Source organism: Prevotella mikamonis (assembly GCF_055381405.1).
In genome coordinates this window covers 1,974,184-1,988,749 of sequence record NZ_AP035785.1, presented here as the reverse complement: position 1 = coordinate 1,988,749, position 14,566 = coordinate 1,974,184, and the positions used below count along the sequence as shown (strand labels likewise).

The 14,566-nt window shown below is 50.6% G+C and carries 13 protein-coding genes; 4 read left to right on the top strand and 9 right to left on the bottom strand.

What is annotated here, in order from left to right:
• Positions 1-9: 9 nt before the first annotated feature.
• Complete coding sequence (nrfA, locus tag ACZ42L_RS08425; protein ID WP_464715816.1) at positions 10-1,506, bottom strand: ammonia-forming cytochrome c nitrite reductase; 1,497 nt, start codon at positions 1,504-1,506, stop codon at positions 10-12.
• A gap of 36 nt (positions 1,507-1,542) precedes the next feature.
• Positions 1,543-2,154, bottom strand: a complete 612-nt coding sequence (gene nrfH / locus ACZ42L_RS08420; RefSeq protein WP_464715815.1) for a cytochrome c nitrite reductase small subunit — start codon at positions 2,152-2,154, stop codon at positions 1,543-1,545.
• 139 nt (positions 2,155-2,293) lie between these two features.
• Between nrfH and dusB the strand changes: the two genes are divergently transcribed.
• The gene (gene dusB / locus ACZ42L_RS08415) at positions 2,294-3,295 is read left to right on the top strand and encodes a tRNA dihydrouridine synthase DusB (RefSeq protein WP_464715814.1); all 1,002 of its coding nucleotides are present in this window, start codon (positions 2,294-2,296) and stop codon (positions 3,293-3,295) included.
• Positions 3,296-3,569: 274 nt separating this feature from the next.
• Here the strand turns inward: dusB and ACZ42L_RS08410 are convergent, their stop codons facing one another.
• Entirely contained in the window at positions 3,570-4,385 is an 816-nt protein-coding gene (locus ACZ42L_RS08410) for an ion transporter (RefSeq protein WP_464702400.1), read from the bottom strand.
• A 222-nt stretch (positions 4,386-4,607) separates the two neighbouring features.
• Between ACZ42L_RS08410 and gpmI the strand changes: the two genes are divergently transcribed.
• Positions 4,608-6,152: a 2,3-bisphosphoglycerate-independent phosphoglycerate mutase gene (gpmI, locus tag ACZ42L_RS08405; protein WP_464698146.1), complete on the top strand. Its 1,545-nt coding sequence runs from the start codon at positions 4,608-4,610 to the stop codon at positions 6,150-6,152.
• A gap of 72 nt (positions 6,153-6,224) precedes the next feature.
• On the opposite strand, the gene ACZ42L_RS08400 is transcribed toward gpmI, so the two are convergent.
• Entirely contained in the window at positions 6,225-6,557 is a 333-nt protein-coding gene (locus ACZ42L_RS08400; protein WP_464702398.1) for a type II toxin-antitoxin system RelE/ParE family toxin, read from the bottom strand.
• A complete protein-coding gene (locus tag ACZ42L_RS08395) occupies positions 6,541-6,795 on the bottom strand; it encodes a hypothetical protein (RefSeq protein WP_464702397.1) in 255 nt (84 codons plus the stop codon). The genes ACZ42L_RS08400 and ACZ42L_RS08395 overlap by 17 nt, the downstream gene beginning before the upstream one ends.
• A gap of 84 nt (positions 6,796-6,879) precedes the next feature.
• Here ACZ42L_RS08395 and ung point away from each other — a divergent pair, with 84 nt between their 5' ends.
• Both ung and ACZ42L_RS08385 read left to right on the top strand, forming a co-directional pair.
• Positions 6,880-7,545: a uracil-DNA glycosylase gene (gene ung, locus ACZ42L_RS08390; protein ID WP_464707155.1), complete on the top strand. Its 666-nt coding sequence runs from the start codon at positions 6,880-6,882 to the stop codon at positions 7,543-7,545.
• 5 nt (positions 7,546-7,550) lie between these two features.
• The gene (locus tag ACZ42L_RS08385) at positions 7,551-8,141 is read left to right on the top strand and encodes a DUF3109 family protein (protein WP_464715813.1); all 591 of its coding nucleotides are present in this window, start codon (positions 7,551-7,553) and stop codon (positions 8,139-8,141) included.
• On the opposite strand, the gene ACZ42L_RS08380 is transcribed toward ACZ42L_RS08385, so the two are convergent.
• The 4 genes from ACZ42L_RS08380 to gyrB form a co-directional block, all read right to left on the bottom strand.
• Positions 8,136-9,014, bottom strand: coding sequence for a helix-turn-helix domain-containing protein (locus ACZ42L_RS08380; RefSeq protein ID WP_464715812.1), 879 nt, complete (start codon positions 9,012-9,014; stop codon positions 8,136-8,138). The genes ACZ42L_RS08385 and ACZ42L_RS08380 overlap by 6 nt on opposite strands.
• 70 nt (positions 9,015-9,084) lie before the next feature.
• Complete coding sequence (locus ACZ42L_RS08375; protein ID WP_464715811.1) at positions 9,085-10,005, bottom strand: alpha-L-rhamnosidase; 921 nt, start codon at positions 10,003-10,005, stop codon at positions 9,085-9,087.
• A complete protein-coding gene (locus ACZ42L_RS08370) occupies positions 10,002-12,386 on the bottom strand; it encodes a glycoside hydrolase family 95 protein (RefSeq protein WP_464715810.1) in 2,385 nt (794 codons plus the stop codon). Before ACZ42L_RS08370 ends, ACZ42L_RS08375 begins: the two co-directional genes overlap by 4 nt.
• Positions 12,387-12,501: 115 nt before the next feature.
• Entirely contained in the window at positions 12,502-14,472 is a 1,971-nt protein-coding gene (gene gyrB, locus ACZ42L_RS08365) for a DNA topoisomerase (ATP-hydrolyzing) subunit B (RefSeq protein WP_464698134.1), read from the bottom strand.
• Positions 14,473-14,566: the final 94 nt, after the last annotated feature.

Below are 14,566 nucleotides of genomic sequence, written 5' to 3'. Positions count from 1 at the left end.
TATCAGCCCTTACATGGGTTGTGTGATGAATCGCTTGTTCTGACGCGCCTTCTCTACCCAGCCAGGGACGACGGTCTTCAGGAATTCCTGCTTCTTTTCCTTCAATAGCGGCATGTTCAAGCCGATGTAAGCCTGTGCCTTAGCCTTTGTCGATATGTCGGGCAATGGAATATCGCCGGTAAATCCGTGGCGTGCCACGACCTTAGCCACCTGCAAGCGAGCGTCTTTGGCATATTCCATTGCGTCGGCAAGCAGTCTCATCACCTCCTGTGGAGCGTGGAAAGCTGCTCCATGACTGGCCAATGCGTAGTCCCAACGCCACTGGCTCTTGCGCAAGTCGGTGAGAACGTGTTTCATCTCTGTGTCTGTAGCACCCTTGTCCCATGCAAACTTGGCCTCAATATGGGCATAGGCCAACTCCGAGTTCACCTTGACAGCAAAGTCATAGACCTTCTTCTGGCGCTCGTAAACGTTCTGGCGGAGCGTTTCGGCATCCTGTCTGTGACATGTCTGACAGGTGCGGTCGATATGTGCCAAGGGACTCATGACATGATGATCGGTATATTTGATACCGCCTTCCTGCATGTAGGGCATGTGGCAATCGGCACAACTGACGCCACGCTGACCGTGGATTCCCTGTAGACTCATCTCGTATCCAGGGTGCTGAGCTTTCAGGATAGGCGCTTTAGACAGCGGATGTATGTAGTCGTAGAAGCCGATACTGTCGTAATAAGCCTCTGCCGCTTCGCAGGTCATACCTTTCTCTTGCGGGAAGTGCAGATAGTTCCCGTTTTCCTTTTCGAAGTAGTATTCGGTGTGGCACTGTGCACATACGAGCGAGCGCATCTCCTGATGACTGGCCTTGTGAGCATCTTTGCCCACGCGTTGCCAAGCCTCGTAGAGTGCCGGTCGAGCCGGTCGCAACTCCATCGTGCGTGCATCGTGGCAGTCGGAACATCCCACGGTGTTCATCATCTGGTCGCCCCAGTCGCTCCACTTTGCTGCATAGAAAGCGCCGATACCCTTCTCGCGCATCAATCGGGGTACGTCCGGCCCCTTACACGTCCAGCATGTACCGGGTTGCATCTCCTTTCCTCCCTCCACGCCGGGTGCTCCTGTGCGCAGTATCTTGCGCAAGTCGTCGAGACAATGACGGTGTCCGCGCGGTGTATTGTAGTTTTGTGAGAACGCATAGCCTGCCCAGATAACACAGATGGTGGGTTGTTTCTCCAAGATGTCTACTTCTCTGGAACCATTGTATAGGCTCACGAACGAGGTGTCTTCCGTCATCGACCACGTCTCATACTCGCGTGGGAAGTCTTCTTTGAACTTTTCATTTTGTGCCACGATAGAGTCGTTGAACATCGTGCGACGATTGTTGAACACACTCGCTACTTCGGCCCGACGTTCCAACAGCGAACTGACGATGAGTCCAAGCACGAATACTATGACCATAGCTCCGCCGAATAGGAGCCATCCCTGCCAACGTTTTAATTGCTTTGCCATATCTATGATATTTTGATTATTCGTTAAATCGTGATGTTATTTTGTAGAGTGTCCCAACAGATGTTGCAGCCAGTCGGGCACGGGTGAGTCGGGTAGCGGCGTCTGGGTTTCGCCCCAAGGCGTGCTCGACAGTGTGTTCATGCCGCCGTGCGGCACGTTGCGATGGCAGTCCCAACAGGCCATTCCCTCGCCTCGCTTGGCCATCATGTAGTCTATGCGGCCCGTCTTGACAAACTCCTGATTCAGTTGTTTGTGGCAACGGATGCAGTTGTCCATGATGACTTCGGAGCTTGCGGTCTCGGCCTTGATAGCCTGGTCTTCGCTGTTGGTTACAAAATAGGCCACATGCTTCATACCGTCTACCCCCTTGAAGAGATATTTCATGGCAATGTTCTGGTGTGGTACGTGGCAATCGTTGCACGTTGCGTCCCGTCCATGACTTGAGTGCTCCCATGTCTGGTAGTAAGGTGTCATGATATGACAGTTGACGCAGGCCGCCGGGTCGTCGCCAATAAGATAGGTGTGCATGCGCAGGAGGTATAAGAAGAGCGCTATCAGCCCCACAATAATACCGCTGATGACGAGCAATATTATCTTCTGTCTCTCCGACAGGCGGTCTTTCCATGTGATGAGCTTACGAAAATCCATAGGCCATAATCAGATTATTGTTCGCAAATATAACTATAAATGAGGATATACTCTGTCAATATTTTAGAAAAATATCCTAATTTATGAGGAAAAATATACTTTTTCTCGTTCGCAAAAATTTATGTACCTTTGTTGCCATATGAGAATAGGCAATATAGAATATGGTTCGCGACCGGTGTTTCTGGCGCCGATGGAAGACGTTACCGACATCGGATTCCGACTGCTGTGCAAACGCTTTGGGGCCTCAATGGTGTATACTGAGTTTGTGAGTGCCGAGGCTTTGGTGCGCTCTATCAAGTCGACGGTGTCTAAACTCACCATCAGCGACGACGAGCGACCGGTGGGAATACAGATATACGGGCGCGATGTAGCATCGATGGTAGAAGCTGCCAAGATTGTGGAAGAGGCCCGGCCCGACGTGATAGACCTGAACTTCGGCTGTCCGGTGAAGAAGGTGGCTGGTAAGGGAGCTGGTTCGGGCATGCTGCGCACGATTCCGCTGATGCTCGACATTACGCGCGAAGTGGTGAAGGCCGTGCACACGCCGGTGACGGTGAAGACGCGACTGGGATGGGACACGAACAACCTCATCATACCCACTCTGGCCGAACAGCTGCAGGATTGCGGCATTCAGGCTTTGACGATTCATGGTCGCACCCGCTCGCAGATGTATACTGGCGAGGCCGACTGGACGCTGATAGGCGAGGTGAAGCGCAATCCGCGCATCCATATCCCTGTCATCGGCAACGGCGACATCACTTCTGCCGAACAGACCGCCACTGCCTTCGACCGCTACGGGGTAGATGCCGTGATGGTGGGACGGGCTACTTTCGGCTGTCCGTGGATATTTAAGGATATCAGGGATTATCTGGATGGCCATACCGATGCCACACCATTGACGCTCGATGAGAAGATAGACGTACTCGAAGAGCAACTGCGCATCAACATCGAGCGCATAGACGAATACCGCGGTATCCTGCACACGCGTCGGCATTTAGCTGCCAGTCCCATCTTCAAGGGGGTGCCCGACTTCCGCCAGACACGCATTGCCATGCTGCGGGCAACGAAAGCCGACGAGCTGATGGAGATTCTCGAACAGTGCCGGGAACGCCTGAAGGGGGTAGAGAGTCAGGCAGGATGACGGGGAATGTGGTGCGGACAGAAGTGGAATCTGTCGCAGCCCAACAGCTCAAAGCCTTATGTTTTTAGACAAAAGAACAGAAGAACATAAGGAAAGAAAACATGGGAAATAACTGGTAAGAGACATCATTGTCCCACAACTCAAAAACGAAAGAACTCACATACTTACAGACTCAAAAAACTGCAAGGCCCCGGCAGTGTTACTGCGGAGGCTTTGCAGCAGTGCTGTTTGGGCTTTGCAGCGATGCTGCCGAGCCTTTGCAGTAAATTAAGGGTTACAGTTTCTCGCCACAATGCTTGCAGAACCGGTCTTCGGGTTCTACCTTGTTGCCACATCGGGGGCATGCTCCATGCTCCACTTTCCTGTTCGTGTCGTCTACGAACGTGGCTGTGACGATGCCCGTGGGGATGGCGATGATGGTGTAGCCCAGCAGCATGACGAAGGCCGAGAGCAGTCGGCCGAGGGGTGTCACGGGCGTGATGTCGCCATAGCCCACGGTGGTCATGGTGACGATGGCGTAGTAGACGGATGTTCCAAGGTCGGTGAACTGGGTGTTGGGCTGGTTGCCTTCGACGAGATACATGAGCGTGCCGATGCACGTCACGAGGATAAGCACGAACATGAAGTACACCATGATTTTGCGCATGCTGCGTCGCAGGGATTGCAACAGCAGATAGCCCTCGTTGAGAAAGCTGAAGAGCTTGAACACCCTGAAGATGCGGATGAAGCGGAACGAGCGCAAGAGCATCATGTAGCGCGCGCTGGGGAAGATGATGCTGAGATAGGGTGGAATGGTAGAGATGAAGTCGATGATGCCGAAGAAACTAAGTGCATAGTCTCTCGGCCGTGGCGAACAATAGAGCCGGGCGCAGTAGTCGATGGTGAAAAGCAGGGTCATGAATGCCTCCAGCACTTCCAGGATATGCTTGTAGGTGAGGGCCAGCGACTGGATGCTCTCTACGAATGCCACGATGATGCTGAGCAGGATGACGGCGATGAGGGTCACGTCGTAGGCCTTGCCTTCGGGGGTGTCGGCCTCGAAGATAATCTTGTAGAGCCGCTCTTTTTCCATCCATATTGGTTTGTTCATATTGCAAAAATAGTAAATTTTCGGAAACCTCGGATGTAGAGGGGTGAAAATTGCTGAAAAGGCATGTTTCTTTATCCATTCTCCCTTTGCCGTTAGTCGTAAAAATCGTAACTTTGCAACATATTTCAGGAGTGCTGCGCCCGACCGAAAGGATATGGAAGCCGGAGGATGCACGTCCTGGTTAGGAACATAAAACAACAAAAACTAAAAAATACTTCAATTATGGCAAAGAAAGCGCTATTGATGATTCTCGATGGATGGGGACTCGGAAAGCATGGAAAGGGAGACGTTATCTATCAGACACCGACTCCTTATTTGGATTATTTGACAGCTACATCGGCCCACTCACAGCTGATGGCTTGCGGCGAAGACGTAGGTCTGCCCGACGGCCAGATGGGAAACTCTGAGGTGGGGCACTTGAATATCGGTGCAGGTCGCATCGTGTATCAGGACCTGGTGAAAATCAACCGTGCCTGCAAAGATGGTTCTATCAGCCAGAATCCCGGTATCGTGGCTGCCTATAGCTACGCACAGAAGACAGGCAAGAAGCTCCACCTGATGGGCCTGACCTCTACGGGTGGCGTGCACTCTTCGCTCGACCATCTGTTCCGTCTGGTAGAAATCGGTAAGGAGTACGGACTGAAAAATCTCTTCGTACACTGCTTCATGGACGGTCGCGACACCGACCCGAAGAGTGGTGTGGGCTATATTCGCGAGCTTACCGACGTGTGTGCCAAGAACGATGCCAACATTGCCGACATCGTGGGCCGCTTCTATGCGATGGACCGCGACAAGCGTTGGGACCGCGTGAAGACTGCCTACGACCTCTTGGTGAACGGCGTGGGCAAGGCAGCCGACGATATGGTGAAGGCTATGGAAGAGAGTTACGCCGAGGGTGTGACCGATGAGTTCATCAAACCTATCGTCAACAGCACCGTAAACGGTAAGGTGGAAGAGGGCGACGTGGTTATCTTCTTCAATTATCGAAACGACCGTGCCAAGGAAATGACACAGGTGCTTACACAGCAGGATATGGATGAACAGGGCATGCACACTATTAAGAATCTGCAATACTTCACCATGACTCCGTATGATGCCAACTTCAAGAACGTGACAGTGCTCTTCCCGAAAGAGAACGTACAGAATACGCTGGGCGAATATCTGGCAAGTCTGGGCAAGAAGCAGTTGCATACGGCCGAGACCGAGAAGTATGCCCACGTGACATTCTTCTTCAATGGCGGTCGCGAAGCGCCTTACGAGGGCGAAGACCGTATCTTGGTGGCATCGCCGAAGGTGGCTACCTACGACCTGAAGCCGGAAATGAGCGCTTACGAGGTGAAGGATAAATTGGTGGGAGCTATCAAGACCCAGCAGTACGACTTTATCGTGGTGAACTTTGCCAATGGCGACATGGTGGGCCATACGGGTATCTACAATGCCATTGCCAAGGCTGTGCATGCTGTAGACAACTGCGTGAAAGAGGTGGTAGAAACAGCGAAGGAGAACGATTACGAAACAATCATCATCGCCGACCACGGCAATGCCGACAATGCTATCAACGAAGACGGCACGCCTAATACGGCTCACTCGCTGAACCCCGTGCCGTTTATCTACGTGACGAACAATAACAGCGCCACGGTGAAGGAAGGTCGTCTGGCCGACGTAGCACCGTCAATCCTGCATATCATGGGATTGGAGCAGCCTGCCGACATGACTGGTGAGAACCTGATTTCAGATACCGGTGAGTTTGTTGCTGCCAAGTATTAAGCTCACTGATATATAAAAAAACGCGCCTGCATGATAACATGCAGGCGCGTTTTGGGTTTATATGGTGAAGAATTATAATTCTTCGAGTAGCTGTTGAATTTCCTTCTTTGTGATGGTGCTTTGTTCTTCTTTGTCGTAGATGGCTAATAAGGTGATGATACCTTCTTCAATGTCGATAATTGTAGTGTAAGTGATAATTCGTGCACCATGACTTTTGCCTTTCCCTTTATCACTAATCTGCATTCTAATCTTGCGGATACCTCCTCCTAAATCTGCACCTTGAGTAGGATTAGCTGATATTGAAGCAAGAAATGCTTCGAAGTCTCTGTCAAGAGAATGGTATTTCTTATGAAGTCGTTTAAACGACTTTTTGAACCTAGTACCTAATTCAATAGCGTATTTCATTGAGGAAATCTTGTGCGCTTTGAAGTGTTATTTTTTTCTCTCTGGCCATCTTCGCTTCTCTTAAGCCATCTCTGATGTCATCAAGGATTTCTTCTTTTTCAGCCTTACTCATCTTCGAAGTCTCCTCTTTCTTTAGCTTGTTAAGGTACTTGTGCAGTTTTTTCAGCGCATCCGTATTTCCAAATAAGGATGCAACATCGCGTAAAATGGATTGCTGTAACTCTAATGACTTGTCCATAGTTTTCTTCTTTATAGGCAAAGATAATGATTCTTTATTGGTGCAGCAAATTTTTTTAGTAACTTTGTGGGCAAAAGAAATGTGATGGATGTAAAGATAGAAGAGTCGTGGAAGGCGCATATCGGTGCTGAATTTGAGAAGCCGTATTTCTCGAATCTGACTGATTTTGTACGGCAGGAATATGCGCAAGGAGCATGTTTTCCGCCGGGGCGATTGATTTTCAATGCTTTTAATCTGTGTCCTTTTGATAAGGTGAAGGTAGTCATTATTGGTCAAGACCCGTATCATGAGTACGGGCAGGCTCACGGACTCAGTTTCTCTGTGAACGACGGCGTGCCGTTTCCACCGTCTTTGCAAAATATTTTCAGGGAGATAGAACAGGATTTGGGACGGCCTGTCCCGACTTCGGGAAACCTCACTCGATGGGCCGAACAAGGGGTGTTGCTGCTGAATGCCACGCTCACGGTGCGTGCCCATGCAGCCGGAAGCCATCAGCGCCGGGGATGGGAGACGTTTACCGATGCCGTGATTCAGGCATTGAATCGGGATAGAGACCATTTGGTCTTCATCCTATGGGGTGGGTATGCGCGCAGCAAAGTGTCGCTGGTAGATCGTTCGCGGCACTTCGTGTTGGAGTCGGTACATCCCTCTCCGCTCTCGGCCAATCGTGGTGGTTGGTTTGGAAATCATCATTTCTCGCGGTGTAATGCCTATTTGCAGGAGCATGGTATTGCACCGATACAGTGGTAGGAAGAATGGATAACGAATTACATATTATACAGATAGGGGATGTACTGGTGTCGCCGGACATCTTTACAGAGAAGTTTTGCTGCGATTTGGAGAAGTGTAAAGGCATCTGCTGCGTTGAGGGCGATGCCGGAGCACCGGTAACTTTAGACGAAATAGGGGGAATAGAAGACTCGCTGGATGCTGTCTGGACTGATTTGTCGGCATCGGCCCAGTCGGTGATAGACCGTCAGGGGGTGGCCTATAGCGACCGCGATGGCGAGTTGGTAACAAGTATTGTTGGGGGGAAGGACTGCGTTTTCACCTGTTATGAAAACGGAATGTGCCTCTGTGCATTGGAACGTGCCTATAGAAAAAAGGCTTCACGATTTGTGAAGCCCATCTCTTGTGCACTTTATCCCATACGCGAAAAGACGTTTAACGACGGTACGGTAGGACTGAACTATCATCGTTGGGAAGTATGTAAAGATGCCGTTGCGAAGGGCAACGAACTGAATTTGCCGATATATCGGTTCTTGAAAGAGCCTTTGATACGCCGTTTTGGTGAGGCTTGGTACGCAGAGTTGTGCGCCGTGGCAGCCCAGCTGCTGGGCTTATGATTTCCTGTATTCTGTGGGAGACATGCCTACATGCTCCTTAAAATATTTGCCGAAGAAGCTCTGATTGGTGAAGTTCATCTCTTCGGCAATCTCTTTGATGCTCTTCATCGTGTGCTTCAGCTGTACGCGAAGCTCTAGCGTGACGTACTGGTCAATCCATTCATTGGGAGTACGGTGGCTGACTTGCTTGATGACTTCTGACAGATACTTCGGTGTGATGTTCATTTGGTCGCTGTACCAGCTTACACGTCGCTTCTTGCGATAGTGTTGCTCTACCAGTATGATGAAGTCGTTGAAGATTTCGTTGGCACGGGGTTGTCGGGGGTTGGATGATGTATGGAGGTGGTAAATCACGTTACTGATGTCGTAAATCATTGTGGTCAGCAACGATTTAGTGGTCTCACGACGGAATTGGTGGGCCTTGTTGTCGACTTTCCGTTTAAGAATCTGGAAGTAATTGTAGAGTATCTGGGCTTCTTTATGCTGTAATCCGAAGACAGGATGGTTACGTGCAAAGAGGTAAAGATAGGAGAGATCGCGAATGCTGGCTACGATTTCGTAGAAAAAGTCGTAGGACAATACGATGGCCGTAGCTTTGAAATCATCGCTTAATACGTAGTTGTTGGCTACCTGACCTTCACTGACTATCAGGATATCATCGGTCTGGACAGTGTGCGCTACCGTATCAATGGTGTAGTGGGCAACGCCTCTTGAGCATAGTGCCATAAACAGACAGTGCATTCGGCGTGGCTCATTGGGGAAAGGAATGTGTTCCAGATTGTCTATCAGAAGTATATCATCTGCTATATGACTTCCTTGATATAACTCTTTAATAGATTTAATAGTAATTTCTTCTAATCGTTTACTCTCCATAGTCCATGATATTACTTGATTTCACAAAGATACGAAATAGTATTGATTAAAAAAAGTTTTATGTATGTTTTTAATCGTTCCAACATTTATGCCAACGGCTCTTGATGGCAATTCCTTCTACTTTCTGTATTTGTGAACGACGAAAAGAGGCATCGCCACTGATACATACCAATCGGCAATCAGTGGCGTGTAAACGGCGGAATATCTGCTCGTCCATCTGTCCGCTACAGATGTATTGCGAGCCATCTACATAGATGCGCTCGCCTGGAGTGGCATCCCTGAGCGTGATGCGGACATATCCTTGGAATCCTGTTCCGAACTCATAATACACCGAGTCGCCCTCTGCATTGAAGTACAGGGGACGTATTTCTTCGGCAATCGCTTCTTCTTGATAGAACGATTGCTGCCAGAGTATAGGTTGATTTGAAGGAGCTGGTATCCTATTGGCAGGATACCAGCAGGCCAATGATTCATCGGTTGTGGGGTAGGTGTATTCTTCTGATGTGCCATCTTGGACTTGTCGCCCATCCGGTAATAGCGAGAAGGCTGTAGGACGGCACAGCCATCCCTCGCTTCCATCGTAGCAAAAACGCTGTCCGTCGGCCCATTTCCCATAGAACAGAAGGGCCAGTTGTGCCCTGGCTGTTCCATAATTGAGGGGCGAACAACATACGGTGACGATGTTGTCTTGCGCTTGTAAGAAGCGTGTCACGTCGAAAATATGGCCTATACTGCCCGCTTTTCCACCCTCTCGATAGGGTAGTCGATAGGCCGTAGACACATCATAACCGTTGATGTAAAGTCGGAAATAGCCTGTTGTAGCGATGCTGATGGTGGCCTGTGTGGGACGTTCGTGGAGGCGATAGGTGTGCCGAAACCACATAAGTTGGGTGCTGTCTGCCTGTAAGGCCGACATCCATTGCATGCCAAAGTCTTGTGCCGAGACTGTCAGAAGGCTGAACAGCATCAAGAATAACGTCCAATTTCTCATTCTATAACGGTGGTCTTGCCTTGCTTGATGGTCACTTTCTTGATACGACCGTTGTATTTTACCGCTATCAAGCGATTGGTTTTACCCTTCAGGCTGGCTTTCACCACCTTGCCATTCCGCCACACCATGTCTACTTCATAGCCTCCACGAGCACACAATCCGTTCACAGCGCCGTTTTTCCAAGCATCGGGTATGGCCGGGAGAAGTTCTAGCCAGTCTTCTGAACTCTGCACCAACATTTCGCAAACGCCGGCTGTTCCACCGAAATTCCCGTCAATCTGGAAAGGTGGATGGGCGTCGAACAGGTTAGGGTATGTCCCTCCCGACCGTCTGCGGTCAGCCCCTTGATAGTTGTCGGGCGATACGTAAGTGAGCAATTTCTGGAACAATCGGTAGGCCATCGTGCCATCGTGAAGTCGTGCCCAGAGGTTGATGCGCCATCCGGTGCTCCATCCTGTGGTCATGTCTCCTTTGATTTCCAGACTTCGGCGAGCTGCCTGGGCCAGTGCAGGAGTCTCTGCCACATTGATATGGTGGCCGGGGTAGAGTCCGATGAGATGGGATTGATGGCGATGTGTGAAGTCCCAGTCGTTCCAATCATAATACCATTCGTTGATGTCGCCCATGTGTCCGATGGTGTAGGGGCGCAATCGTGCGAGTGCATGGTCAATCTCCCGCTTCAGTTTCTTGTCGCCGGGAGCAGTCAATGCAATGGCTTTCGACGTGTTGGCAAATAGTTCTCGCAGGATGGCAAGGTCGGCTGCGCCACCGTAACAGGTCGTTCCGTGGTAGCCTTTATCCGTCTTGTATTCATTTTCAGGCGACGTACTGGGGGCTGTGATGAGTTCTCCCGGCTTGTTGGGATTCTCTACCAACCAGTCCAACATGAATTCCGATGCCCCTTTCAATAGCGGCAGTGCGGTGGTTTTCAGGAACTCCTTGTTTTGTGTGAAAGCGTAGTGTTCCCACAAGGCTTGCGACAACCATGCGCCTCCCATGTTCCAATTACTCCATTCCGGGCTCTCCCTTTTCTCGCCTACAGGGTTTGTCATGGCCCACAGGTCGCTGTTATGACTGGAACACCATCCTCTGTTGATGCCGTAATAATGATGTGCCGAGACACGTCCATTGGCTGCCAAGCCTTTCATGAACGAGAAGAGTGGCTGGGTCATCTCGCTCAGGTTGCTCACTTCGGCAGGCCAGTAATTCTCTTCCAGATTGATGTTGACAGTGTAGTTTCCGCGCCACGGAGAGAACAGGTGAGTGGTCCAGAGACCTTGTAGATTGGCCGGGACTCCGGGAGTGCGCGACGATGAGATGAGCAGATAGCGCCCAAATTGTGTGTATAGCGTTTCCAGATAGGCATTACCACCACCCTTATCGGTGTAAGTCTTCAGTTGTTCATCCGTCGGGATGGCATTGTAGTCGGTCTTGTCGTCCAGAGTTCCGAGTGCCAGTTTGAATCTTTCAAAGTATTTGCGATAGTCTTCCACATGGCGACGGCGCAATGTCTCATAGTTGTAATTCACCGTATGCCAGGCCTCATCCATTGCCATTTCAATATAGGGTGAGCCTTCTTTCACGGGATGCTTGTCGAAACCGTTGAAGCTGGTTTCGTTGACGATGTAGACAGTGGCTTCTGTCAGCCCATCCAGATAGATGGTAGAGTCGCGGAAGCTCACTTTCCCATCCTTGCCGTCCACCTTGACGACGGTGCAGAAATGGATAGAGTTGTTGGCGTCGCCCATCGCATGTCCGGTCATGGTAAGTTGTCCGGCCGATGCTTTTACCTGATGCGGAACTTGCGCGGTAAGTGTCATCTTCGTGCGTATGCCACCTCTTTTGTCGGCTTTCAGGTGAATGGCAATGAGTTTGTCGGGATGCGAAGCGAAGTATTCGCGTGTGTAGTGAATACCGTTTTTTCGATAGCTGTCTTGGCAGAGTGCACTGTCCAGGTCGAGTTGTCGCCGATATTCGGTTGCCTCTCCACTGCTCAAGTCATGAAAATGCAATGTTCCCAGTGGCTGGTAGAACTGGGAATTAGCCCCCTGTAGGTGTAGTTGCAATGAGTCGGCCAGTGCATAGTCTTCCCTGAAGAGCGCTTCTCTCACCTTGGGCAACCATCGGTAGGCCGTACTGTCGGTGGTGTTGTCCACAGGCTTGCCCGTCCAGAAAGTCAAATCGTTCAGGTATATCGTGTTGTCTTTCACCCCTCCATAGATGAGTGCACCCAATTTCCCGTTACCGATGGGCATTGACTCCTCGAAGAAGTCGGCCGGTCGGTTGTACCACAGTTTCAGGGCTGGTTGTATGGTCTGTCTTGCGGGCATCGGCAGTGCGACGATACCGAGGATCAGGAGTGTCAATATTTTCTTTCTCATGAGATGTTCAGCGATTAGGTTTCTGGTCTGCAAAGATATATAATTTTGCCTCGAAATGCAAGAAGGAGAGCATGATGTGCTCTCCTTCTTATATATTATATGTACGCGTACAATGCTATGCGTCGATGTTGGCATAGGTCGCGTTCTTCTCAATGAATTCCCTACGCGGCTCCACGTCGTCGCCCATCAGCATCGAGAAAATCTCATCTGCATCGGCCGCATTCTCTATTGTCACCTGTTTGAGCAAGCGTGTGCTGGGGTCCATTGTCGTTTCCCACAGCTGTTCGGGATTCATTTCACCCAAACCTTTGTAGCGCTGTGTGTGGATATTCTTGTCGTCAGGTCCTGTGGCATACTTGTCGAAGTAGGCCTGGCGCTGCTGCTCTGTGTAGCAATACTCGCTGTTCTTGTTCTTATACGAGCATTTGTAGAGCGGTGGGGTAGCGATGTAGAGGTGTCCCTCTTCGATGACCTTCGGCATGAAGCGATAGAAGAGTGTCATAATCAGCGTGTCGATGTGCGAGCCATCGACGTCGGCGTCGGTCATGATGATAATCTTGTCGTAGCGCAGTTTGTCGATGTTTGCTTCGCGATCGTCCTCGCCATCCACACCGAAACGCACGCCGATACTCTGGATGATGTTCATCACAGACTCTGCCTCGAATACGCGATGCCACTGTACTTTCTCCACATTCAGAATCTTACCGCGCAAGGGTAGGATGGCTTGTGTGTAGCGGTCGCGTCCCTGCTTGGCCGAACCGCCGGCCGAGTCACCCTCGACGAGGAATATCTCGCTGTTCTTCGGGTCTTTGTTAGAGCAGTCGGCCAGCTTTCCGGGCAGTCCGCTGCCACCCATCACGCTCTTGCGCTGTACGCTCTCGCGAGCCTTGCGGGCTGCGATACGTGCCGTAGCGGCCAGCACCACCTTCTCGCAAATCTTCTTGGCTTCGTTAGGATGCTCTTCCAGATAGTTGGCCAGTGCCTCGCCTACAGCCTGCTGAACAGCTCCGGAAACCTCGCTGTTACCCAGTTTGGTCTTGGTCTGGCCCTCGAACTGTGGCTCTGCCACCTTGATAGAGATAACGGCTGTCAACCCTTCGCGGAAGTCTTCGCCGGCGATTTCTATCTTGGCTTTTTCTATTTGCTTGGATATCGTAGGCTCTGAATCAGCATATGACTTCAGTGTACGGGTCAATGCAGCACGGAAACCTGTGAGGTGTGTACCCCCCTCTATGGTGTTGATGTTGTTCACGTATGAGTGGATATTCTCCGAATAGTCCGTGTTATACATCACGGCTACTTCGATAGGGATACCCTGTTTCTCTGTCTTGAGATAGATAACGTCGTCGAACAAGTGGGTACGATGGCGGTCAACGTAGCGCACAAATTCCTTCAGTCCGTCCTTGGCATGGAAAACCTCCTGGCGCGTCTTGCCCTCTTCGTCGGCTCGCAGGTCGGTCAGTGTGATGCGGATGCCGGCATTCAGATAAGCCAATTCGCGCATACGCGATGCGATGATGTCCCAGCGATAGGTGGTCGTGGTGAAGACCGTGGGGTCTGGCCAGAATTGCTGGCGTGTACCACGAAGCTCGGTTTCGCCTACCACCTTGACGGGATAGAGAGGCTTGCCCTTTTCGTATTCCTGCTGATAAATCTTTCCGTCGCGGAACACCTGCGACATCATGTGAGACGAAAGTGCGTTCACGCAGCTCACACCTACACCGTGCAGACCACCGCTGACCTTGTATGAACCTTTGTCAAACTTACCACCGGCGTGCAATACGGTCATTACGACTTCCAAAGCCGACTTATGCAACTTGGCGTGCATGTCTACAGGGATACCGCGACCGTTGTCCTGTACTGTGATAGAATTATCTTGGTTGATAGTCACCTCAATGTCAGTACAGTATCCGGCCATAGCCTCGTCGATAGAGTTGTCCACAGTTTCGTTGACCAAGTGGTGCAAACCTTTCTCGCTGATGTCGCCGATATACATGGCCGGGCGTTTGCGCACAGCCTCAAGTCCTTCAAGAACTTGGATATTCGAAGCTGAATAATTAGCCTCGGCATTTAGATTTTCTGCCATTTTCTCGATTAGTAATATTTCTGCAAAGATACGAAATTGTAGTGAAAAACGGAAATATTTAGGGGCAAAAAAAGCAAGGGCGCATTCTCTGAAG